At 70.7% G+C, this 23,212-nt stretch carries 15 protein-coding genes and 1 riboswitch; of the genes, 10 read left to right on the top strand and 5 right to left on the bottom strand.

Features of this window, described 5'->3' with window-relative positions:
- Nucleotides 1–12: 12 nt before the first annotated feature.
- Nucleotides 13–1,464: a lipopolysaccharide biosynthesis protein gene (locus DB033_RS14520; RefSeq protein ID WP_111767660.1), complete on the bottom strand. Its 1,452-nt coding sequence runs from the start codon at nt 1,462–1,464 to the stop codon at nt 13–15.
- Between the two features lie 217 nt (nt 1,465–1,681).
- Here DB033_RS14520 and DB033_RS14515 point away from each other — a divergent pair, with 217 nt between their 5' ends.
- The 4 genes from DB033_RS14515 (at nt 1,682) to DB033_RS14500 (ending at nt 9,784) form a co-directional block, all read left to right on the top strand.
- Nucleotides 1,682–2,605 carry a glycosyltransferase family 2 protein gene (locus DB033_RS14515; RefSeq protein WP_157970702.1) on the top strand — a complete coding sequence of 308 codons (924 nt, stop codon included), beginning with the start codon at nt 1,682–1,684 and terminating at the stop codon, nt 2,603–2,605.
- A 308-nt stretch (nt 2,606–2,913) separates the two neighbouring features.
- Nucleotides 2,914–6,408 (top strand): PKD domain-containing protein, encoded by a 3,495-nt coding sequence (locus tag DB033_RS14510; protein ID WP_205843909.1) that lies wholly within the window; start codon nt 2,914–2,916, stop codon nt 6,406–6,408.
- Between the two features lie 199 nt (nt 6,409–6,607).
- Nucleotides 6,608–8,053, top strand: a complete 1,446-nt coding sequence (locus DB033_RS14505; RefSeq protein WP_157970701.1) for an O-antigen ligase family protein — start codon at nt 6,608–6,610, stop codon at nt 8,051–8,053.
- A gap of 213 nt (nt 8,054–8,266) precedes the next feature.
- On the top strand, nt 8,267–9,784 hold the full coding sequence (locus tag DB033_RS14500; RefSeq protein ID WP_111767657.1) for a tyrosine-protein kinase domain-containing protein: 1,518 nt from the start codon (nt 8,267–8,269) through the stop codon (nt 9,782–9,784).
- 68 nt (nt 9,785–9,852) lie between these two features.
- On the opposite strand, the gene DB033_RS14495 is transcribed toward DB033_RS14500, so the two are convergent.
- Together DB033_RS14495 and DB033_RS14490 are read right to left on the bottom strand one after the other, a co-directional pair.
- Nucleotides 9,853–10,491: an arsenate reductase/protein-tyrosine-phosphatase family protein gene (locus DB033_RS14495; RefSeq protein WP_205843908.1), complete on the bottom strand. Its 639-nt coding sequence runs from the start codon at nt 10,489–10,491 to the stop codon at nt 9,853–9,855.
- Nucleotides 10,488–11,801: a UDP-glucose dehydrogenase family protein gene (locus DB033_RS14490; protein WP_111767656.1), complete on the bottom strand. Its 1,314-nt coding sequence runs from the start codon at nt 11,799–11,801 to the stop codon at nt 10,488–10,490. The genes DB033_RS14495 and DB033_RS14490 overlap by 4 nt, the downstream gene beginning before the upstream one ends.
- Nucleotides 11,802–12,298: 497 nt before the next feature.
- Here DB033_RS14490 and DB033_RS14485 point away from each other — a divergent pair, with 497 nt between their 5' ends.
- Both DB033_RS14485 and DB033_RS14480 read left to right on the top strand, forming a co-directional pair.
- Nucleotides 12,299–12,751: an FAD synthase family protein gene (locus DB033_RS14485; RefSeq protein WP_111767655.1), complete on the top strand. Its 453-nt coding sequence runs from the start codon at nt 12,299–12,301 to the stop codon at nt 12,749–12,751.
- A 22-nt stretch (nt 12,752–12,773) separates the two neighbouring features.
- Nucleotides 12,774–13,442, top strand: coding sequence for a nucleoside triphosphate pyrophosphohydrolase (locus tag DB033_RS14480; protein WP_240615915.1), 669 nt, complete (start codon nt 12,774–12,776; stop codon nt 13,440–13,442).
- A gap of 19 nt (nt 13,443–13,461) precedes the next feature.
- On the opposite strand, the gene DB033_RS14475 is transcribed toward DB033_RS14480, so the two are convergent.
- Nucleotides 13,462–14,502: a Gfo/Idh/MocA family protein gene (locus tag DB033_RS14475; RefSeq protein ID WP_205843907.1), complete on the bottom strand. Its 1,041-nt coding sequence runs from the start codon at nt 14,500–14,502 to the stop codon at nt 13,462–13,464.
- Nucleotides 14,503–15,307: 805 nt separating this feature from the next.
- Here DB033_RS14475 and DB033_RS14470 point away from each other — a divergent pair.
- Nucleotides 15,308–18,316 (top strand): ribonucleoside-diphosphate reductase subunit alpha, encoded by a 3,009-nt coding sequence (locus DB033_RS14470; RefSeq protein ID WP_420814076.1) that lies wholly within the window; start codon nt 15,308–15,310, stop codon nt 18,314–18,316.
- 51 nt (nt 18,317–18,367) lie between these two features.
- On the top strand, nt 18,368–19,519 hold the full coding sequence (locus tag DB033_RS14465) for a ribonucleotide-diphosphate reductase subunit beta (protein WP_111767652.1): 1,152 nt from the start codon (nt 18,368–18,370) through the stop codon (nt 19,517–19,519).
- Nucleotides 19,520–19,633: 114 nt separating this feature from the next.
- On the opposite strand, the gene DB033_RS14460 is transcribed toward DB033_RS14465, so the two are convergent.
- Nucleotides 19,634–20,176, bottom strand: coding sequence for a GNAT family N-acetyltransferase (locus DB033_RS14460; protein ID WP_111767651.1), 543 nt, complete (start codon nt 20,174–20,176; stop codon nt 19,634–19,636).
- Between the two features lie 533 nt (nt 20,177–20,709).
- Between DB033_RS14460 and DB033_RS14455 the strand changes: the two genes are divergently transcribed.
- Nucleotides 20,710–21,312, top strand: a complete 603-nt coding sequence (locus DB033_RS14455) for a hypothetical protein (protein ID WP_111767650.1) — start codon at nt 20,710–20,712, stop codon at nt 21,310–21,312.
- A 121-nt stretch (nt 21,313–21,433) separates the two neighbouring features.
- Nucleotides 21,434–21,549: riboswitch (SAM riboswitch) on the top strand.
- 222 nt (nt 21,550–21,771) lie between these two features.
- A complete protein-coding gene (locus DB033_RS14450; protein WP_170315561.1) occupies nt 21,772–23,175 on the top strand; it encodes a bifunctional o-acetylhomoserine/o-acetylserine sulfhydrylase in 1,404 nt (467 codons plus the stop codon).
- Nucleotides 23,176–23,212 lie beyond the last annotated feature (37 nt).

The following is a 23,212-nucleotide window of genomic DNA, read 5'->3' as shown; positions in this document are numbered from 1 at the left end:
GGACGGAGCCGATCAGGTCGAACGACCGCCGGCCCGCCGGACGAAATCACGCAACACCGAGACGTCCTCCCGTACCGGGCGGACGACGGCGATCATCAGGACGACGAAGAGGCCGGCCGCAACGACCCCGGCCCCCAGGTCGGCGAGCGGGGGCAGCGGCAGCAGCGTGGCGGCGAAGGCGACGGCGCCCGCGGGCAGGCTCACCAGCGCCACGGGGCGCACAGCGTTGCGCAGCAGGCGGGCGCTGTCTACGCCGGTCACCCGGCCGACGTGGCGGACCGACACCAACCAGAACAGGAAGTAGGCGACCGTGTGGCCCACCGCCACCCCGATCGGTCCCCAGGGCACGCCGGCCAGGATGATCGCGATCATCAGCGGTCGGGTCACCAGGATCATCTTCAGCTGGGCTCCGGTCCGTCCCTTGGCCAGGTAGGTCCAGTAGGCGATCTGCTGGATCGACCGGAAGATCCCGCCGATGGCGAGGATGGCGAAGATGGGCGCGACCGGAGCCCAGGCCTCTCCGAACAGCACGAGGGTGAGAGGCCCGCTGACTCCGGCGGCGACAGCGAAGATCGAGGCGGTGAGGTAACAGGCCACCAGCTGAGCTCGCCCGAGATACCGGGCGAACCGTTCGTCGTCGTCCTGGATCTTGGACAGGACCGGCAGGGCGACGCCGGTCATCGGGGCGTTGATCTGGTTGAGCGGCGTCATCAGCAGCTGGTACGCCCGGCTGTACAGGCCGAGCTGGTACGGGCCGGAGTAGACGCCGAGCGCGATGTTGTCCACGTTCTTCGTCAGGTAGGTCAGCGCCTGGGTCGCGAACAGGCTGGATCCGAAGGCGAAGAAGCGCCGCAGGGAGACCCGGCGGCGGGGTGGTCCCGGGAGCCACCGTGTGGAGACGACGTTCATCGCCAGCGAGACGATCGCCACCGTCAGCTGCTGGGCGACGAGCGCCCAGACGCCGGCGCCGGCGACCGCCAGTCCGGCGGCCACGGCGATGCCCACCGCCTGTGCGGTGATGTCGGCCGCGGCCAGCTTCCCGTAGCGCATGGAACGTGTGAGGTCGGCTCGGAACTGGGTGTTCGCCCCACTGATCAAGAACACCGCCGACAGGCTCAGGATGATCGGCGTCAGGCCGGCCTGGTCGTAGATCGCCTGGATGAGCGGAGCGCACGAGGCGACGACCGCGGTGCACAGAGCACCGAACCCGAGGTTGACCCAGAACAGGTTGGTGCGTTCGTCCCGGGACAGGGTCGGGGACTGGATGGCCGCCGACGACAGGCCGAAATCACGTACCAGGTCGGCGATGCCGATCACCGCGGTCACCATGGCGACGAGTCCGAAGACGCTCGGATCCAGCAGTCGCGCCAGGATGATCATCGAGGCGAACTGCAGACCTGCCCGCACCGCCTGGGTCAGCAGGACGACCTTGCTGCCGCGTGCCGCCCGGTCGCCCAGGCTCATGACCAACGTGTCCGTATCTCTGCGGGCCCCGGGGTGCGGCTGCTAGTTTCCACCTCGGTCACACACCGCGACCCGGTTGTACCGGAGCGTGTGTGGACACGGGCGGCGTCGAGCATTGAGCGAAGTCCCTCAGGGCGGGTGGCAGTGGATGCGGACCCGCCGAGAGGCGGTTGCGCAGGCGACGGTACAGGACCAGGGATCGCAGGGGAGTGACTTCGTGAACGTCGCCGGAACGGCCGGATCGGACGGTGGCGAGACGCTGCCCCGGGTGTCGGTCATCGTCCCCGTCCGGGACGGCTTCGAGCTGCTGCGCAGATGCGTCGACGCGCTGCTCGCCCAGGACTATCCCGCGTCGAGGTACCAGATCCTCGTGGTGGACAACGGTTCCGCGTCGCCGCCGGCGGCGGTGCTGCCGACGGACGACCGCCTGACGGTTCTGGACGAACCGGGCCCCGGCTCCTACCGGGCACGCAACCGGGCCCTGTCCGTCGCGACCGGTGAGATCCTCGCGTTCACGGACGCCGACTGCCTGCCCGACCGGGGCTGGGTGCGCAGCGCCGTCGACGTCCTCCTCGCCCGACCCGAGGTCGACATGGTCGGCGGTCGGGTGGAACTCGCCTACGCGCACGGCCGCCCGGTGAACGGGCCGGAATGGTTCGAGTTCAACGAGGGGTTCCCGCAGGAGCGGTACGTACGGAACGGCTTCGCGGTCACCGCGAACATGGTGACGCGGCGTTCGGTCTTCGATCGCGTCGGAGTCTTCGATGCGGACCTGGTCTCGGGTGGGGACGCGGAGTGGGGGCGCCGGGTGCGCGACGGCGGTGGCGTGCAGGTCTATGTGCCGCAGGCGTGGGTCGCCCACCCCGCACGGGACACGTGGACGGAGTTGCGCACCAAGACGGTCCGTACCACCAGTGGCATCGTGCGCAAGGCCGCGCGCCGGCCACACACCCGCCGCTACCTGCTGCGGCTGCTCGCCGGGCAGCTGTTCCGGTCGGTGTCGCTGCCCTGGAACGTCGTCCGCAGCACCACGCTGCCGTCACCGGCTGCCAGAGCACGGTATGCCGTCACCCGGTGGCGGGTCGACGGCGTCATCATCGCGATCCTGGTGGGAGCGTTGCGTCGCCCGTCGGGCTACTGAGGGCGCACCCACCCGGCCGGGGCGGCGCGATCGAAGAGCGGACGCGTCGGGACTCCCCGACGGTGCACCGCTGGTCCTCCGACGGGTGATCCTCGGATGCAGCCCGTGACCTCCGACCTCATCCAGCGGGTGATTGCGTTACCTTTGTCCGAATTCAGGCCGACGCTACGGCGCCGGACATCGACTGCAGGATCCGTCGGCGGGACAGCCGCGCTCCCGGTGCCGCGGTCCCGGGCACGGTGCGCTGGGCCCGGGGGACGACCGTGCCCCGCGTACGACGGATGCTGCCCGATCGGCGGACAGGAACCATGTTCAACATCTCGCGGCAACGGTGGCGCGTCCTTCTCACGGTGGCGGTCCTGGCGGGCGCCGGGGTGGTGCACGGCGGGTCCGGAGTGGCGGCGGCCGCACCGGGACCGGTGCTGACCCCGCCGACCCAGCTCGCCTCGGCGGACGCGTTGCCGACGGCGCAGGTCGACGGCGTCGTCTGGCAGCAGGCCATCGTCGGTAACACCGTCTACGCCGGTGGCAATTTCGCCACCGCGCGGCCGGCCGGGGTCCCGGTCAACGGCGCGGGGCAGGTGACACGCACCCATCTGCTGTCCTACGACATCCGGACCGGCGTCCTCAACGCCGGTTTCGCGCCGGTCATCAACGGCCAGGTGCGTGCCGTCACGGCGTCACCGGATGGATCACGGATCTACGTCGGTGGGGACTTCCGCACCGTCAACGGGAGCACCAAGACCCGCATCGCGGCGTTCAGCACCGCGACCGGCCAGTTGATCACCGCGTTCGACCCGAACGTCGACTACGTGGTTCGGGCCATCGTCGCCACCGACAGCACGGTGTTCGTCGGCGGCAGCTTCTCCAACTCCCGGGGGGTGCCCCGTGGGCGGCTCGCGGCGTTCAGCGCGTCCACCGGCGCCCTGCTCGGGTGGAACCCGAATGCCGACGGCACGGTGAACTCCATGGTCATGGCCCCGGACGGCAGCAAGCTCGTGGTCGGCGGCTCGTTCCAGAACGTGGGTGGCGGTGCCGCCTACGGTATGGCCGCCATCAGCCCCACGACCGGAGCCCGGTTGCCGTGGAACGCCACCAACGCCATCCGCAACGCCGGAACGAACTCGGCCATCCTCAGCTTGACCACCGACGGGACCTCGATCTACGGCAGCGGGTACCGGTTCGGCACCGGCGGCAACCTCGAGGGCGCGTTCCGGCTCGACCCCGGCACGGGTGACGTGCAGTGGATCGAGGACTGCCACGGCGACACCTACGACACCGCCGTCGCCAACGGGATCGTCTACACGGTCAGCCACGCCCACTTCTGCGGCAACATCGGCGGTTTCTGGCAGAGCGAGCCCTGGTACACCAACATGCGGCACGCGCTGGCGTTCACCCGCGATGCGACCGGCACCGTCGACCACGACCGCCTCGGCTACTTCGACTGGTTCGGGTTCCCGAGCCCGTCCCTGTACAACTGGTTCCCCGACGTCGCCGTCGGCGACGTCACCGGTCAGGCGCAGGCGGCGTGGGACATCACCGCCAACTCCGAGTACGTCGTGCTCGGCGGCGAGTTCCCCACCGTCAACGGCGTCGCGCAGGCCGGCCTCGTCCGGTTCCGCGTGAAGAGCGCCGCCCCCAACGACCAGGGCCCGCGGGTGAGCGGGGCCGGAACGGCGCCCCGGTTGACCGCGCTGTCCCCGACGTCGGTGCGCGTCAGCTGGCAGACCAACTGGGACCGGGACGACCTCGGCCTGACCTACCGGGTGATCCGGGACGGCAACACCGCCGCTCCGGTGTGCACGGTGACCCGGAACTCCACCTTCTGGGAGAGGCCGAGCCTGTCCTGCGTGGACACCGGGCTCAGCCCGGGGACCCACACCTACCGGGTGGAGGCCTCCGATCCGTACCAGAACACCGTCGGCGGTGCCACGACCTCCATCACCCCGTCCTCGGCACCGGCGCGTCCGTACGTGAACCGGGTACTGGCCGACGGGGCCGCACAGTTCTGGCGGCTCGGTGAGTCCGGCGGCGCCGTCGCCGCCGACACGGCCGGGTTCACCGACGCCGCCGTCACCTCGGTGACCCGTGGGGCTGCGGGTGCCGTCCGCAACGATCCCGACACGGCGACCACCTTCGCCGGTACCTCGGCGTCCACGATGAGCACCACCGTTCCCGTCCAGGGACCGGACACCTTCACCGTCGAGGGCTGGTTCCGGACGACGACGACCGCGGGCGGCAAGATCATCGGCTTCGGCAACCGCGCCAGCGGGGCCTCGACCAGCTACGACCGGCAGATCTACCTGGACAACACCGGGCGTGTGTACTTCGGGGTCAACGGTGGCTCCGCCCGCACGGTCAACTCGACCGGGACCTACCGCGACGGAGCCTGGCACCACGTCGCCGCGACCCTGGGGACCGGCGGGATGGCGCTGTACGTCGACGGGACACGCGTGGCCTCCCGGACCGACGTGACCTCCGGTCAGTACTTCTCCGGGTACTGGCGGGTCGGCGGGGACAACCTGAACGGCTGGGCCGCCAGGCCGACCAGCGACTACTTCGCCGGCTCACTCGACGACGTCGCGGTCTACCCGGTGGCCCTGTCCGCCGCCACCATCGCCGAACACCGGGCCGTCGGCACCGCCGCCGCCGGCAACCAGACGCCGACGGCGTCGTTCACCGCGCAGACCAGCGGCCTCGGCGTGTCCGTCGACGGCTCCGGTTCGATCGACCCGGACGGCACCGTGACCGCCTACAGCTGGAACTGGGGGGACGGAACGGCCGCGTCGTCGGGGGTCACGGCGACCCACACCTACGCGACCGCGGGCACCCGGACGGTGACGCTCACCGTCACCGATCAGGCCGGTGCGTCGAGCAGCACCAGCCGGACCGTCACGGTCACGGCGCCGGCCACGCAGCCGCCGACGGCGTCGTTCACCGCGACGGTCACGGGACTGGCTGTCTCGGTCGACGGGCGCGCGTCCAGCGATCCCGACGGCACCGTCGCCGCGCACAGTTGGAACTGGGGGGACGGGTCACCGGCGGACAGTGGAGCCACGGCCGGCCACACCTACGCGACCGCCGGTCAGTACACGGTGCAGCTGACCGTCACCGACGACCGTGGTGCGACGGCGACGACGTCCCGCGCCGTCACGGTCACCGCCGCGCCGACGGCAGGGGTGACCGACACGTTCGAACGCACGGTCACCGGTGGCTGGGGATCCACGGACAGCGGCCAGGCCTGGTCGGCCGCGGGTGGGACGACCCGGTTCAGCGTGTCCGGCGGCGCCGGACAGCTGTCGCTGAACGCCCCCGGCGCGGGTCCGACCGCATCGCTGGACACGGTGTCCCAACGGGACATCGACGGGACGGTCGACATCACGCTCAGCGGCCTGCCCACCACGGGTAACGGGGTGTACGCCACGATGACGACCCGCCGTGCGGCGTCGTCCGGATACGTCACCTCAGCGAAGTTCCTCCCGGGCGGTGCGGTAACGGTGTCGTTGTCCCGGCTGGTCAACGGCGCCTCCACGTCCCTCGGTACCGCGACCGTGCCGGGGCTCGTGTACGCGCCGGGGGATGTGGTCCGCGTCCGGTTCCAGGCCGTCGGAGGTGGGTCCACCGCGCTCGCCGTGAAGGCCTGGAAGGTGGGCACCGCCGAGCCCGCCGGGTTCGCGCTGACCCGCACGGACACGACGGCGGCGCTGCAGAGCGGCGGCGGGTTCTCGCTCCAGGCGTACCTGTCGTCAGGATCGGACGGGGCGCCGATCACGGCCCGGGTGGACAACCTCCGTCTCGGATGACGCGGCTCGGCGCGGCCCGACCCGGGCCGCGCCGCGGCTCGGCGATTCCCCATCCACCCGGGCGTCCGCCACCGGGGACGCGATGCGTTCCTCGGGCCAGTCCCGCGAAAGCGACCCACCGAACCGTCGACCCGTGAGATTCTGACTACTCTGCGTGTCGACAGTGGGGACGATGATCGAAGCCCCGAGGAGGAGCCCGGTGGCATTTCCGTTGCCCGAGGTCCGGTCGGCAGACCGCACCGAATGGACCCGGACGCTCTGGACCGCCGGGCTGATCGGGGTGGTCTGGGCATGGATCATCGTTCCCAAGATCATCCAGTCGGTGTTGTCGCCGAAATACCGGAACAGCGTCGGTGTCGCCAGCGCGCCCTACAGCCGCGTCGCCGCACTCGCCGACTTCGGCCTGTACATCGCGGTCATCGCCGTGTGTGCGCTGATCATCCTGGGCTACCTCAACACCCTGGAATGGCGGAGCTCGGGTCTGCTGCTGTGTCTGCTGATCCCGTGGGCCTACATCGCGGTCCGTGACGTCTACGTCCCGGCCCGCCTGCTCGAGGAGGGGGTCTGCTATCCGCTGATCGTGATCGCGGTCTGGATCCTCAAACCGGATCTGCGCCGACTGGAGATCCTGGGCTATCTGATCGGTGCGACCGCGGTGGTGTCGGTGCTGCTCGCGGTGACGATGCCCACGCACGCCATCTTCCGGTCGGCCAGCGGGGAGGTGATCGTCGACGACAAGCAGATCATCCCCGGCGGGCTGCTGGTCGGGGTCTTCACCCAGGGGAACAATCTCGGGCAGTTCCTCGCGCTCGGGCTGCCGGCCGTGTTCCTCGTGCGCCGTCGGTGGTGGCGCTACGGTCTCGCCGCGGTGGCGACCTTCGCCGTGGTGTGGAGTGCGTCCCGCGGGGCGATGCTCGCCCTCGCGGTGGGAACGGTGGCCTACCTGGTGGTCCGCGTCACCAGGCCGGTGTTGCGGCAGCTGGTCGCGCCGTTCGTGGTCCTGGTGCCTTTCGTCGTGGTCTGCGTGGTGCCGCTGGTGACGACGACGGAGACCGCGTTCACCAACCGGGGGCTGGTCTGGCTGGTGAGCCTGCGAGCGTGGAGCTCGGACCGTTGGTTCGGGCTCGGTGCGAACTGGTACGAGGTGATCGGCAGTTCCTCCAGCCGTATCGCCGGCAGCGTCTTCCACGGGCACAACCAGCTGGTCCAGTTCCTCGTCACCGGCGGGATCGTGTTCGCCCTCGCCGTCGTGCCGCAGCTGTGGGCCGGGGTCGTCCGGGCGACGCGGTCCGCGGTCCACGGCGACCTGTTCGGCGTGACCTGGCTGGCCGTTCTCGCCGGCGCGTGCCTGTTCGAGAAGTCCTTCACCTACGTCGACAACGCCAATTTCCTCGTCCCGACGGTGCTGCCCTTCGCCTTCCTCCTCCTGGCCCGCCGGCCGGCGGAGCCCGATGCCGACGGCGGGTCGGCGGTCGTCGAGCACGGACCGGCCGGTGTGGGTGCGCCGCGTCGGGCGGTGCCCCGGACGCGGACCCGACCCCCGGCATCGGTCCGCCGCCCCCCGGGTACACCGGTCGGCCGCTCGCCGGTCCGGGTCCCGTCCGTCCGCGACGCGGTGGCACGCGGCCGGCACTCCCGTGCCTGAACGGCCGGCCCGGGGCCGCGGCGGCAGGTCACCGACCGGCCCGGCGAGTCGTCCCGAGCCGGGAAAGTCTGCATACTGTCCGGAATCAAAGCAGTACTGCGCGTAACATAGAGGGCGCGCCGTGCTGTGCTGGGGGACGATGACATCACAGAATGCGATGCGCTCGATGGATCGGACGGTCCAGCACACACCTGTCGGAGGGGCGGACACGCCATGGACCTGCAAGCGTATTTCCGCATCATCCGCAAGAACTGGTGGGTGATCGCGCTCCTGGCGGTTCTCGGAGTGGGCGCGGCCACCGCGTACAACGAAACCAGTACGCCCCGGTTCGAGAGCGACGTGACCTTCTACGTGTCGACCCCGACCGACGCGGCCGGCGGTAACGCCTTCCAGGCCAATCAGTACGCCGTGGCCAAGATCGAGTCCTACAACAAGCTCGTCAAGAGCGACGCGCTGGCGGAACGCCTGATCGCCCGGACCGGCCTCGATCTGTCTCCGTCCGAGGTCGCCGGCATGCTGTCCGCGGCGTCGGACCTCAACACCGTGCTGATCACGGTCACCGTCGTCGACTCCTCGAGGGACCGTTCCCTGCAGTTGGCCGATGCGGTCGCGCAGGAGTTCGGCCCGCTCATCGACGGTCTCGACAACCGTACGAGCGAAGAAGGCGTCCAGGGCTCGACGGTCAAGATGGTTGTGACCTCGGGGCCCACCTTGAACCCCGACCCGGTGTCACCCCGGAAGACGGTCAACCTCGCCCTCGGCCTGCTCGCCGGGCTCGTGCTCGGCTTCGTGCTGGCGACCATCCGCGGCCTGACCGACACCACGCTGCGGACGATCGACGCGCTGCGGACCGCCTCCGGGCTCCCCGTCCTCGGCGCCGTCGGTCTGGACTCGGGGGCGAAGAAGTCGCCCGTGCTGATCGGCGACCAGATACGGTCGATCCGCGCGGAGAACTACCGGCAGATCCGGACCAACCTGCAGTTCATGGACGTCGACAAGCCGGTCCAGGTGCTCGTGGTGACGTCCTCGGTGGCCAGCGAGGGCAAGTCCAGCACCGCGGTCAACCTCGCCATCGTCTCCGCCGAGACCGGCCGCCGGGTGCTGCTCATCGAGGCCGACCTGCGTCGTCCGCGCGCCGCTGACTACCTCGGCCTCGAGCGCGCGGTCGGGCTGAGCAACGTGCTCGCCGGTCAGGTCGCGGTGCAGGACGTCCTGCAGCCGTGGGGGACCGACGGGCTGATGGTGCTGCCCAGCGGTTCGGTGCCGCCGAATCCGTCAGAGATGCTGGGCAGCCAGAACATGGTCAACCTGCTCGCCGAGTTGCGGACCCTGTTCGACCTGGTCATCATCGACACCCCGCCGCTGCTGCCGGTGACCGACGGCGCTGTGGCCGCCACCCTCGCCGACGGGGTGGTCGTGGTCGTGCGGTACGGCAAGACCACCCGCAACCAGGTCAACGCCTCGCTGTACTCGCTGGAGGCCGTGGACGCCCGCATCCTCGGCTGTGTGCTGTCGATGGTGCCCCGCAAGGGTGCCGCGGCCACCGGCTACGACGGCTACGGCTACTACGAGGACGACCCCACGAAGCGCGCCGCGCCGTTGGAGCCGATGTCGGCCCCCACCCTCACGCCGATCTCCTCGGCCAGGACCAGCCCGGCGGCGACGCAGCCCGGCGGCTCCGACAAGGCCTCGTCGCGGCACGCGGCGGGCAGCGGTTCCAGCCGGAAGTGAGGCGTCCGCCGGGTGGCGACCGTCGGGCCGCCCCGCGACAACCGTGACGGGCCGCCGGCGCCGGCGGGTCAGCGCGGCGGAACAGTGCGGAGCATTCCCCGGATGGCGTCGTCGAGCTCACCGGCACACCGCCGGAAGTCCTCGACCGGCCGGCCCACCGGATCGGCCAGGTCGTCCTCGACCGTCCTGCCGGGTACCTGGGAACGTGCGGCCCGGGCCCGCGCCAGCAGGTCGAACCCGGCGTCGACCGGATCGGTGACGGTGCCCGGTTGGGCGGCGGCGGCCAGGTAGCCGAACTGCTGGATGGTGAACAGCCGCGACAGCGCCGCGGGGAGCAGTGAGGCGATCGCGCCGCGGTGCTCCCGCGTCGCCGCCAGCACCAGGTCGGCGTCCCGGATCAACTGCGGGGTGAGGGCGCGTCCGACGAATCCGGATCCGTCGATGCCCCGCTCGGCCAGCACCGTCGACGCGGCGGGATCCATCGGGCGGCCACCGCGGGTGCGGGTGCCGGCCGAGCCGACCGACCAGCCGGCGGCCGGACGCCCGTCGGCGAGGTCGGCGGTCGCGTCCGCGGGGATGCCGGCGGCCCGCAGCGCGTCCCGCAGCAGGTACTCGGCCATCGGCGACCGGCACTGGTTGGCGGTACAGACGACGAGAACCCGGAAGGCCCGCGCGGGGCCTTCCGGGTTCTGGGCGGAACCGGTCACGGACGTCCGAGGGCGCGGTAGGTCCAGCCCGCGGCACGCCAGGCGGCCGGGTCGAGCACGTTGCGGCCATCGAGGATCCGCTTGCCGGTCATCGTGTCGCCGAAGGTCGTCGGATCCAGCTCGCGGAACTGCTTCCACTCGGTGAGCAGCAGCACCACGTCGGCGCCCTTGGCGGCCTCGTCGGCGGTCTCCACGTAGGTCAGCTCCGGGCGGAGCCGCTGCGCGGTGTGGATCGCCTCCGGGTCGGTGACGACGACGGTGGCGCCGCGCTGACCGATGATGGCCGCGACGTCGAGAGCGGGGGAGTCACGGACGTCGTCACTGTCGGGCTTGAACGCCGCGCCGAGGACGGCCACGCGGGCGCCGGCCAGGGTCCCGCCGCAGATCTCCTGGGTCAGCTCGACCATGCGCCGGCGACGCCGGATGTTGATGTTGTCGACCTCGCGCAGGAAGGTCAGCGCCTCGTCGGCACCGAGCTCGCCCGCGCGCGCCATGAAGGCGCGGATGTCCTTGGGCAGGCAGCCGCCGCCGAAACCGAGACCGGCGTTGAGGAAGCGGCGGCCGATGCGCACGTCGTGCCCGATCGCGTCGGCCAGCTTGGTCACGTCGGCGCCGGTGGCCTCGCACAGCTCGGCCATCGCGTTGATGAAGGAGATCTTGGTGGCCAGGAACGAGTTGGCGGCCACCTTGACCAGCTCGGCGGTGGCGAAGTCGGCGACGAGCCGGGGGGTGCCCTCCGACAGCGGGGTCGCGTAGACGCCGTCCAGGATGGCGGTGGCCGGGTCGGACTCCTCGCCGGAGGCGACGCCGTAGACCAGCCGGTCGGGGTGCAGGGTGTCCTTGACCGCGAAGCCCTCACGGAGGAACTCCGGGTTCCAGGCGAGCGAGGCGTCGGCGGTGCCCGCGTCGATCAGGTCGGCCATCCGCTTGGCGGTGCCCACCGGGACGGTGGACTTGCCGACGACCAGGTCGCCGTCGCTCAGGTGCGGCACGAGCGACTCGAACGCGCCGTTGACGTAGGTCAGGTCGGCGGCGTTCTCGCCCTTGCGCTGCGGGGTGCCCACGCAGACGAAGTGGACCTGGCTGCCCTTGGCGGCGGCGATGTCGGAGGCGAAACGCAACCGGCCGGTGGCCATCGCCTCGGTGAGCAGTTCGGGGAGTCCGGGTTCGAAGAACGGTGCCTGCCCCTTGGCGAGCGCCTCGATCTTGGCGGTGTCCAGGTCGATACCGACGACCTCGTGGCCCATCTTCGCCATACACGCGGCGTGGACGGCACCGAGGTAACCGCATCCGATCACGGAGAGTTTCATCGTCTGTCTTTCATTAGCCGGAACGAAAAGGGGGCGGTACAGGCCGACGCTGGAGATCGCGCGACCGGACATCACTGTCGGAGTATCGAGGTCGATCCGCCCGGGGGCACCATCAACGTGACAGAACAACCGACGGCTGACAAAACGTGACCCGTCACCGGGCGTCGGGACGCCGGCCGCGGTGCGGTCCGGCCGCGAGGTGCGGCACCCGATGGCGCAGCCGCCCGCCCGGGCGGCGGTGCTCCGGGAGGCGTCCGCCCCCGGCCGGCGAGCAGCGCGCCGACCTGCGGCGGGAGGTCTGAACCGATTCCGCGGAACCACTGCGGAGGCGCTTTCCTCCGGGTTACAGTACGTCAGATTGCAGCTGGCATTCGGGTGACAATCGTCGTGTGGACCAAATCACAGGCGCTTGGCGTCACAACCTGTACTCCATTTGCGATGAATGCACTGGACGGTGGCGCGTGAGAACGGCGCCCTGACGAACTCGAGGACCGGGAATGACAACGCGCATCGGATACGCACCGGGTGTGTACGACCTGTTCCACATCGGCCATCTCAACATCCTCAAGCACGCCCGTTCCCAGTGCGACCACCTCATCGCCGGTGTCGTCTCCGACGAGATGAGCCAGCTGACCAAGGGCAAGTCCCCGGTCGTCCCGCTCGCCGAGCGGCTGGAGATCGTCCGCAGCATCCGCTACGTCGACGAGGCCGTCGCCGAGGTCGTCCCCGACAAGCTCGACACCTGGCGCGAGGTCGGCTTCGACATCATCTTCAAGGGCGACGACTGGCGGGGCACGGCCAAGGGCCGCAAGCTCGAGGCCGACTTCGCCACCGTCGGCGTCGAGGTCGTCTACTTCCCGTACACGATGCACACCTCCAGCTCGCTGCTGCGCCGCTTCCTGGCCGGTGTCGTGCCGGAGGAGGACAACCCCATCGCCGTCACCGGCTGACCGGCTGCGCGACACTGGGCGGGTGACCGACCCCGCCGCCGTCCCCCCGTCCCGACCCGCCCCCGGCGCCGCCCTGCTCGAAGCGGTGGCCGTGATGGACCGCCTGCGGTCCCCGGGCGGGTGCCCGTGGGACGCCGCCCAGACCCACGCCTCCCTCGTGCGCTACCTCGTCGAGGAGTGCTTCGAGCTGGTCCAGGCCATCGAGGACGGGAACGCGGCCGCCGTGCGCGAGGAGCTGGGCGACGTGCTCCTGCAGGTGCTCTTCCATGCCCGGATTGCGGCCGAACGCGCCGGGTCGGCCGACGGTTTCACCATCGACGACGTCGCCGGTGACCTCGTGGACAAGCTGGTCCGCCGCCACCCGCACGTCTTCGCCGACGACGCCGCGCTCACCGACGCCGACGAGCAGCAGCAGCGCTGGGACGAGCTGAAGAAGACCGAGAAGGGCCGCTCCGGGCCGTTGGCCGGGGTCGCGATGGCGGCGCCGTCGATGGCGCTGGCCGGCAAGCTCGGGGCCCGGGCCCGCAAGTTCGACGCCCACGCCGACCTGCCCGCCGGGGACGGGTGGGCCGAGCAGGTCTTCCGGCTGGCCTACGCGGCCGGCGCGGCCGGCGAGGACCCGGAGGTCGCCGTCCGCGCCGTCGCCAGGGCGCACGCCGAACGGATGCGCGCGCTGGACGCCGGCACCTGAGCCCCGGACGCCGGCGGAGTCAGTCGCCCGGCAGTGCCGCGCCGACCTGCCGGCGCAGCTCGTCCAGGGTGCCCATGATGGCCAGCGTCTCGGCGACCGGCAGCAGGTCGGACCCGGTGCGCCCGTCGGCGACCACACGCGCCAGCTCCGCCGCCTCGTAGGCCAGGCCCTCGTGGCCGTGCACGGTGTTGCCGTCCCAGGTGCGTCGGTCGCCGTCGCGGTCGATCAGGGTGACGGGCTGCGGCATGTAGAAGTCACCGGCGATCTCGATGCGCGCCCGGGTCCCCGAGATGGACGCCGTCGTCGGCGTCTTGGCGAACAGCGTGGTGTTCACGACCGCCTGCAGGCCGCTGTCGCTGCTCAGGACGGCGCTGACCTGGCCGTCGACACCCGTCGACGCCAGCGTGCCCGTGGCCTGGATGCGGTCGGGGGTGCCCTGCACGAACGAGGCGAACGAGACCGGGTAGATGCCCAGGTCCAGCAGAGCCCCGCCGGCGAGCTCCGGGTTGAACAGCCGGAACCGCGGATCGAAGTCGAAGTACTGCCCGTGGTCGGCGGTCAGCGTGACCAGGTCGCCGAGGGCGCCGTCGGCCAGCAGCTGGCGCACGACGTCGTAGTGGGGGAGGAAGCGGCTCCACATCGCCTCCATGACCACGACGCCCGCCGCGGCGGCGGCCTGTGCGACCTCCGCGGCCTGGGCCGCGGTCTGGGTGAAGGCCTTCTCGACCAGGACGTGCTTGCCGGCGGCGATGGCCAGCAGGGCGTGCTCGTGGTGCGCGGAGTGCGGGCTGGCCACGTACACCGCCTGCACCTGCGGATCCTCGACCAGGGCCGGGTAGCTGTCGTGCACCGTGCCGATGCCGAAGCGGTCGGCGAACGACCGGGCCCGCTCGGCGCTGCGGGAGCCGACGGCCACCAGCTCCTGGGCGGTGTGCCTGCGGACGGCGTCGGCGAACGAGCTCGCGATGCCGCCGGGGGCCAGCACGCCCCAGCGCAGCGGCGGGGCCGTGCGGGGGTCGGCGGTGCGGGGGGTGGGCAGCTGGGCGGGAAGGGCGGACACGCGGACTCCTCGGTCGGGCTCGGCTCCGTGGGACCGGTGGCCGGCGGGTGCGGCGCTCCGTCGGGGCCGCGGCCTTCCGAACACTAGCGGCGCCGCCTCCCCGGGCGTGTCGGGAACGGCGCCGGTGGGCGTCGGGGCGGGGTGGCGCCGGTCGCACCGCGTGAGCCCGCCGGGGGTGCTCTGTGCACACATTTGTGGATGCCGTGGGGACGGATCGCGGGCATCGCGGCTGGTGGGCGCGGGGCGGGTGTTGATGCGTTGGGGACGGTGCCGGGACAGCCGGTGAACCGTCACTGTCGGTGTGCGGTGGTAGACCTGCCTGATGGGCATCCGGGACACGCCGACACCAGATGTGGGGTCTAGGAAATCGAGCGCCCCTAGATGTACTGTTCGAGGCCCCCGGCGGGTACGACCCGTACGACAGTGCATCCCCTCGTGGGACCACCGTCACCGGACCGCCCGAACCGACCGCACGACGACGTGCACGCTGCTCCCTCCGGGGAATGGCCGGGACCGCGGTGGCGCTGTACCAGGTGGCCCCCGGGCCGGCTGATCCGCTGCCTCGCACCCCGCCGTCGCGGCACCACCCGCACCAGCACGCACAGCACGCAGCACCCGCCGATCGGCTCCGTCGACCGGCAGCAGTGGATCCGCACGCACGAGCTCGACAGGAGAGCGCATGGCCCCCAATGTGAGCACCACCGACAACGGTGTCGACCTGTACACCCAGGACCGCACCGATGCGGGCGACACCGCTCCCGGTGACGCCGGTCAGTACCGCAACGGCGGCACCCCCGCCACGGCGATGACCGTGATCCGCCGCAACGGTTCCACCGCCCCCTTCGACACCGGTCGCGTCGCCGTCGCCATCACCAAGGCCTTCATCGCCGTCGAGGGCGACTCCGCCGGCACGTCGTCGCGGCTGCGTGCGCTGGTCGCCGAGCTGACCGAGCAGGTGTCGAGCACCCTCGCCCGCCGGCACGGCCTCGAGCGTCACGTCAACCTCGAGGACGTCCAGGACCAGGTCGAGCTCGCGCTGATGCGCGGCGGCCACGCCAAGGTCGCGCGGGCCTACATCCTGTACCGCGAGGAGCACCGCCGCGCCCGTGAGGAGCGCGAGGCCGCCGAGGGCGACGCCGAGACCACCGCCGGCCGCGGCGCCCCGGTGTGGAGCGTCGTCGCCCCCGACGGATCGTCGAGCCTGCTCGACACCGTGCGGTTGCGCGCCATCGTCGACGAGGCGACCGAGGGCCTGACCGACGTCAGCGCCGACGCCGTCTACGCCGGCACCACGTCCAACCTGTACGACGGCATCAGCACCAAGGAGCTCGGCCTGGCCCCGATCATGGCCGCCCGCGCCCTGGTCGAGACCGAGCCCAACTACTCCTTCGTCGCGTCCCGGCTGCTCGCCGACACGCTGCGTACCGAGGCCCTGACCTACCTGGCCGGTGAGCACCGCCAGGCCGGCGCCCACGACATGGCCGAGGTCTACCCCGGATACTTCGCCGGCTACGTCGCCCGCGGCATCGAGCTCGGGCAGCTCGACCCGGTGCTGGCCGAATTCGACCTCGAGCGCCTGGGTGCGGCCATCGACGCCTCGCGCGACGGTCAGTTCACCTTCCTCGGTCTGCAGACGCTCTACGACCGGTACTTCCTGCACCACCGCGAGACCCGCTACGAGCTGCCGCAGGCGTTCTTCATGCGCGTGGCGATGGGCCTCGCGATCCGGGAGGCCGACCGCGAGGAGCGGGCGATCGAGTTCTACCGCCTCATCTCCAGCTTCGACTTCATGTGCTCCACGCCGACGCTGTTCAACGCCGGCACCACCCGGCCGCAGCTGTCCAGCTGCTTCCTGACCACCGTCGACGACGACCTGGACGACATCTTCCAGTCCATCAAGAACAACGCCCTGCTGGCCAAGTTCTCCGGCGGTCTCGGCAACGACTGGACCCCGGTCCGCGGCATCGGCGCCCACATCAAGGGCACCAACGGCCTGTCCTCCGGCGTCGTGCCGTTCCTCAAGATCGCCAACGACACCGCGGTCGCGGTGAACCAGGGCGGCAAGCGCAAGGGTGCGGTCTGCGCCTACCTCGAGACCTGGCACATCGACATCGAGGAGTTCCTCGACCTGCGCAAGAACACCGGTGACGAGCGTCGCCGGACGCACGACATGAACACCGCCAACTGGGTGCCGGACGAGTTCCTCCGCCGCGTCGAGGCCGACGGCGTGTGGACGCTGTTCTCCCCGGACGAGACCCCGGGCCTGCACGACACCTACGGCCTGGAGTTCAGCCGCAAATACGCCGAGTACGAGGCCGCCGCGGCTCGCGGCGAGATCCAGGTGTTCCGCCAGATCAAGGCGGTCGACCTGTGGCGCCGGATGCTCACCATGCTGTTCGAGACCGGCCACCCGTGGATCACCTTCAAGGACCCGTGCAACCTGCGCTCCCCGCAGCAGCACGTCGGGGTCGTGCACTCGTCCAACCTGTGCACCGAGATCACCCTGAACACGTCCAAGGACGAGGTCGCGGTCTGCAACCTGGGCTCGGTGAACCTGGCCGCGCACACCACCGCGGACGGCCTGGACGTCGAGCGACTGCGCGCGACCGTGAAGACCGCCGTCCGGATGCTCGACAACGTGATCGACATCAACATGTACACGATCCCGCCGGCACGTCGGTCGAACCTCAAGCACCGCCCGGTCGGGCTGGGCCTGATGGGCTTCGCCGACAGCCTGTACAACCTGGGCATCGCCTACGCCTCCGACGCCGCGGTGGAGTTCGCCGACACGTCGATGGAGCAGCTGTCCTACTTCGCCATCGAGGCGAGCTCGGACCTGGCCAAGGAGCGCGGTGCCTACGCCTCGTTCGACGGGTCGCTGTGGAGCAAGGGCATCCTGCCGATCGACTCGGTCGAGATCCTGCGTGAGCACCGCAACGGTGACCTCGACCAGGACGCCACCCAGCGGCTGGACTGGGACTCGCTGCGCACCAAGGTGAAGAGCCAGGGCATGCGCAACTCGAACGTGATGGCCATCGCCCCGACGGCCACCATCTCCAACATCATCGGCGTGGCGCAGTCCATCGAGCCGACCTACCGCAACCTGTTCGTCAAGTCGAACATGAGCGGCGACTTCACCGTGGTCAACGAGCACCTCGTCCGGGTGCTCAAGGAGCGCGGGCTGTGGGACGAGGTCATGATCGCCGACCTCAAGTACTTCGACGGCTCGCTGTGGCCGATCGACCGGATCCCGGCCGACGTCAAGGAACTGTTCGCCACCGCGTTCGAGATCGACGGGTCGTGGCTGGTCAAGGCCGCGTCGCGCCGGCAGAAGTGGATCGACCAGGCGCAGTCGCTGAACCTGTACATGGCGCAGCCGAACGGCCGCAAGCTCGACGAGCTGTACCGGCTGGCCTGGCGCACCGGGTGCAAGACCACCTACTACCTGCGCTCGACCAGCAAGACCCACGTCGAGAAGTCGACGCTGCGCGGCACCGACGGCAAGCTCAGCGCCGTCCAGGCCACCTCGGCGCCGGTGGCTGCCCCGGCCGCGGCTCCCGCTCCGGTCGCGGCTCCCGCTCCGGCCGCGGTCCAGGCCGTCGTCGCCCCGGCGCCGACGGCAGCGGTCCCCGCCGCGCCGGCACCGTCGACGGCCACCGCGGTGCCGGTGCTGTCCGCACCGACCCCGGCCGCGCCCCGCCCGGTGATCAAGACCCCCGACATCGAGCTGAACCCGTTCGCGGCCGACCAGGTCGCCGGTAGCGACATCTCGGCGTGCTCGATCGACAACCCCGACTGCGAAGCCTGCCAGTGACGGTCGAAGTTCCGACGACGACCACTCACCAGCCCGAAAGGATCTGACACCATGACCGACTTCGCCACCACGTTCGCCCCGGCCGCGACCGAGGCGCCCGAGACCACCTTCACCACCGCGACGGCCACCTCCGCTCCGGCGGTCAGCCCGACGGCGGAGACCGGCCTCGGCTCCATCGACACCTCCGGCGGCCGCGTGTCGGTCTCGGAGAAGCGCATGATCAACGCCCGCGCCGACGTCAACCAGCTGCTGCCGCTGAAGTACCACTGGGCGTGGGAGAAGTACCTGGCCGGCTGCAACAACCAGTGGATGCCGACCGAGGTGTCGATGCAGGCCGACATCGCGCTGTGGAAGTCGCCGAACGGGCTCACCCCCGCCGAGCGTCAGATGCTCAAGCGCAACCTGGGCTTCTTCGCCACCGCCGAGTCGCTGGTCGCGAACAACATCGTGCTCGCGGTGTACCGGCAGCTCACCAACCCGGAGTGCCGCCAGTACCTGCTGCGTCAGGCCTTCGAGGAGGCCGTGCACACGCACACCTTCCAGTACATCTGCGAGTCGCTCGGCCTCGACGAGGGCGAGCTGTTCAACATGTACCGCGAGGTCCCCTCGATCACCGAGAAGGACTCCTGGGCGCTGAACTACACCCAGCACCTGCAGGATCCGGAATTCCGCACCGGCACGGTCGAGAACGACCGGGCGTTCCTGCGGGACCTCGTCGCCTTCTACGTCATCTTCGAGGGCATGTGGTTCTACACCGGGTTCGCGCAGATCCTGTCGCTGGGCCGGCGCAACATGATGGTCGGCATCGCCGAGCAGTACCAGTACATCCTGCGCGACGAGTCGATCCACCTGAACTTCGGCATCGACGTCATCAACCAGATCAAGCTGGAGAACCCGGAGCTGTGGTCGGCCGAGTTCGCCGCCGAGATCTCGGGCATGCTGCGCAAGGCCTGTGAGCTGGAGATCGCCTACGGCCGCGAGACCCTGTCCACCGGCATGCTCGGCCTGTCGGCCGCGCAGTGCGAGCAGTACATGCACTTCATCACCAACCGCCGCTGCGTCCAGATCGGCCTCGAGCCGCTGTTCGCCGAGACGGAGAACCCGTTCCCGTGGATGAGCGAGATGATGGACCTCAAGAAGGAGAAGAACTTCTTCGAGACCCGCGTCATCGAGTACCAGACCGGTGGCGGCCTGGAGTGGTGACCACCCGGCGCTGACCGTCAGGCGCCGGACCGCGCCGCACGGCGGCGCACCCCGCACACGGGCGGTACCCGGAGGCTTCGTGCCCCGGGTGCCGCCCGTTCTGGCGTTCCGGGGTCACCAGGCGCAGTCGTCGCGCCAGTCGGCGAGCAGGTCGCCCGTGAGGTCCAGTGGCTCCGACGCACCCGGCCACACGAACACGCAGTCGTCGTCGTCGGGGGTGCGCACCGCGCCGTCCGGGGTCAGCGACCAGGTGCGCCCGGCCCAGGACCGCCAGCCGCGGGCCGTGTAGAAGCGGGCGCCGTCGTCCGTGGCGGCCAGCGCCCCCACCTCGTAGGCGTCGACGATCATCCGCTCCAGGGGTGCCATCACCGCCGACCCCAGACCCTGCCGCTGCCGGTCGGGGCGGACCGCGACGCCCTCGACGTAGCCGGCCCGCAGGGGGCGACCACGATGTCCGAGGCGCCGCGCGACCAGCGCCGCGTGGGCCACGATCCCGCCGTCGGCCACGGTCAGCGCGTGCACGCCCCCGAGGCAGTGCTCCCAGTCGGGCTCGGTCATGTCATCGAACACCTCGTACAGCAGCGCCCGCACCGCCGACCGCCGGATGCTCCCCAGGTCGGCGGTGTGCACCACTTCGACCCGCCAGGCACCGTTCATCCGCTCATCCCACCGCGGCCGGTTCCCGGGCGCCAGCGGATGGGCGACGTCATCGGACGCTTGATGGTCCCGTGGTCGGCGGTGTGCACCACCTCGACCTGCCAGGCGCTGTGCATCCGTCCATCCCATCGCGGCCCGTTCCCTGGCGCCAGCGGATGGGCGACGTCATCGGACGCTTGATGGTCCCGTGGTCGGCGGTGTGCACCACCTCGACCTGCCAGGCACTGTGCATCCGCTCATCCCACCGGGGCCCGCCCCGGAGCGCCGGGCGACTCCGCCGACCGCCGGATGCTCTGGAGCTCGGCGGTGAGCACCACCTCAACCCGCCAGGCACCGATCATCCGCCCATCCCACCGGGCCCGCCCCGAGGCACCAGCGGACGGGCGACTCGATCGGCCCTCGCGACCGGCCCGTGCGCATTATTATTCAAGCCGCACCGTCCGTTGGGCCCACCACGCACACCGGGCGACCCGCACGACAGCCGCCCGGTCCCGAGATCCGCCGACCGGTGCGACCCACGACAGGAGCGATCCGTGCACTCTCCCGACACCGCCCTCGACGGTCGCGAACGCATCCTGCACAGCACGGTCACGTTGCTCATCGAACGTGGTCTCGGCGCGATCGACGCCGACGCGATCTGCGCCGCCGCCGGCCTCGGGCGGGCCGAGTTCGACCGTTGGTTCGATTCCCTGGAGAGCATCTACGTCGCGATCACGGCGAGGTTGCTCGACTCGCACGTCGCCAATCCGGGCGGCCCCGTCCGGTTGGCCGCGTGCCTGGAGACCGGGCTGCGCACCTCGCTGCGTGCGGTCTGGGACATGATCGAGCAGCGGATCGACGAGCACCACGCCCTGCACGTCCTGCTGCTCGGCCAGGTGGGGGACCCGGGGCTGCTGGCCCGGATGGGGTTCTCGCTGCACACGACCCACCTGCGCATCGCCGAGCAGTGGCTGGCCGGCGTCGAGGCCCGGTACGGCATCGAATGGGTCGTCCCCGTCCCGCAGCTCGCCGCCCTGGTGCAGGCGACCCTCGACGGCCTGATGATCGACTACGTCGCGCGCCGCGACGGGGTCCAGGCGCGGGAGGTGCTCGACATCTTCGCCGGGCACCTGGCGACCAACGCGCTGCTGGTCTGACCGCGCACACGACGGCTCTCGGGGAACCCTCCCGCGCCGTCGCCGGACCGTACGGAGCGGCCGAGCCGGACCCGGCGATCACACCGTTGTCCCCCCGAACGGTCGGATACACTTTCGACCAGGTCATGAGTTCCAGCGTCAAGCCCCGGCTCGCTGGGCGGCAACCCTCCACACGCGGTGGGGTGCCCCGGGTGATTGACCCGGTGTCCCGCGAAGTGCGGGACACAAGCGCGGTCCGCCAGCAGGTGGACCAGTGGGACGCCTGAACGGAGCGCCGCTGTGTGTGCACGAATGTGTTGTCGCCGCTGACGCGCGGCTGATCGCCCGCCGCCCGGATCCGTCCGCCGCACGCGATCAGCCCCACCGGCCCGCACCACCCCGATCCCCGCGATCCGCCGTCGACCGTCGCATTGTCGCGCCCCGTCGGACCGCCCTCCCCGTCGCCGTCGGCGACGAGAAATGAGCATCTCCGTGAGCAACGACTGGAAGTTCGAGACCCTCCAGATCCACGCCGGCCAGGCGCCCGACGCCACCACCCACGCCCGCGCGCTGCCGATCTACCAGACCACCTCCTTCGCCTTCGACTCCTCCGCGCACGGTGCGAAGCTGTTCGCCCTGCAGGAGCTGGGCAACATCTACACCCGCATCCACAACCCCACCCACGACGCCGTCGAGCAGAAGATCGCCGCGCTCGAGGGCGGCGTCGGTGCGCTGCTGGTCGCCTCCGGGCAGGCCGCCGAGTCGATCGCGCTGCTCACCGTGGCCAACGCCGGCGACCACATCGTCGCCTCCCCGCGCCTGTACGGCGGCACCTACAACCTGCTGCACTACACGCTGCCGAAGTTCGGCATCACGGTCAGCTTCGTCGAGAACCCGGACGACCTCGAGTCCTGGCAGGCGGCGGTGCTGCCCAACACCAAGGCCTTCTACGCCGAGTCCATCTCCAACCCGCAACTGGACATCCTCGACTTCGAAGGCGTCTCCGGCGTCGCGCACGCCAACGGAGTGCCGCTGATCGTCGACAACACCGTCGCCACCCCGTATCTCATCCGGCCGCTGGAGCACGGCGCCGACATCGTGGTGCACTCGACCACCAAGTACCTGGGCGGGCACGGCGTCGCCATCGGCGGTGTCATCGTCGACTCCGGGAACTTCGACTGGACCGCGGATCCCGAGAAGTTCAGCATCTTCAACACCCCGGACCCGAGCTACAACAACCTCACCTGGGGCGTCGACCTGGGCCCGGACGGGTTGTTCGGCGTCAACGTCGCGTTCATCTTCAAGGCCCGCCTGCAGTTGCTGCGCGACCTCGGCCCGGCCACCACACCGTTCAACGCCTTCCTGCTCAACCAGGGGCTGGAGACGTTGTCGCTGCGGCTGGAGCGCCACGTCGCCAACGCGACCGCGGTCGCGGAGTTCCTCGAGGGTCGGGCGGAGGTCGCCTCGGTGAACTACCCGGCCCTCGCGTCGTCGAAATGGCATGCGCTGCAGCGGAAGTACTCCCCGAACGGTGGCGGCGCCATCGTCGCGTTCGAGGTGAAGGGCGGCGCGGCCGCGGGAGAGGCGTTCGCCGACGGACTCGAGATCTTCTCCAACCTCGCCAACATCGGTGACGTGCGGTCGCTGGTCATCCACCCGGCGTCCACGACCCACTCGCAGCTCACCCCCGAGGAGCAGGCCAGCACCGGCGTCACCCCGGGCCTGATCCGGCTCGCGGTCGGTATCGAGCACATCGACGACATCCTGGCCGATCTGGAGAAGGGCTTCGCCGCGGCGGCCGCCGCGAACGAGGCCGCCGTGGCCGAGCCGGCGGACGCCGCCGTCGAGCCCGTCGAACCGGAAGTGGCCCCCGCGGGCGTCTGAGATCGTTGAACGTTCACACTCCTACGACCACGAAACT

Source organism: Nakamurella deserti (assembly GCF_003260015.1).
GTDB classification, from domain to species: domain Bacteria; phylum Actinomycetota; class Actinomycetes; order Mycobacteriales; family Nakamurellaceae; genus Nakamurella; species Nakamurella deserti.
The sequence above is the reverse complement of the archived record's forward strand: the minus strand, read 5'-3'. Positions and strand labels throughout refer to the sequence as shown.

What these genes read in the sequence shown, in the direction of transcription:
- DB033_RS14485 (WP_111767655.1), top strand. Translation starts at nt 12,299, where the DNA reads ATGACAACGCGCATCGGATACGCACCGGGTGTGTACGACCTGTTCCAC.
- DB033_RS14450 (WP_170315561.1), top strand. Translation starts at nt 21,772, where the DNA reads ATGAGCATCTCCGTGAGCAACGACTGGAAGTTCGAGACCCTCCAGATC.
- DB033_RS14500 (WP_111767657.1), top strand. Translation starts at nt 8,267, where the DNA reads ATGGACCTGCAAGCGTATTTCCGCATCATCCGCAAGAACTGGTGGGTG.
- DB033_RS14460 (WP_111767651.1), bottom strand. Translation starts at nt 20,176, where the DNA reads ATGAACGGTGCCTGGCGGGTCGAAGTGGTGCACACCGCCGACCTGGGG.
- DB033_RS14470 (WP_420814076.1), top strand. Translation starts at nt 15,308, where the DNA reads ATGACCGTGATCCGCCGCAACGGTTCCACCGCCCCCTTCGACACCGGT.
- DB033_RS14490 (WP_111767656.1), bottom strand. Translation starts at nt 11,801, where the DNA reads ATGAAACTCTCCGTGATCGGATGCGGTTACCTCGGTGCCGTCCACGCC.
- DB033_RS14520 (WP_111767660.1), bottom strand. Translation starts at nt 1,464, where the DNA reads ATGAGCCTGGGCGACCGGGCGGCACGCGGCAGCAAGGTCGTCCTGCTG.
- DB033_RS14510 (WP_205843909.1), top strand. Translation starts at nt 2,914, where the DNA reads ATGTTCAACATCTCGCGGCAACGGTGGCGCGTCCTTCTCACGGTGGCG.
- DB033_RS14465 (WP_111767652.1), top strand. Translation starts at nt 18,368, where the DNA reads ATGACCGACTTCGCCACCACGTTCGCCCCGGCCGCGACCGAGGCGCCC.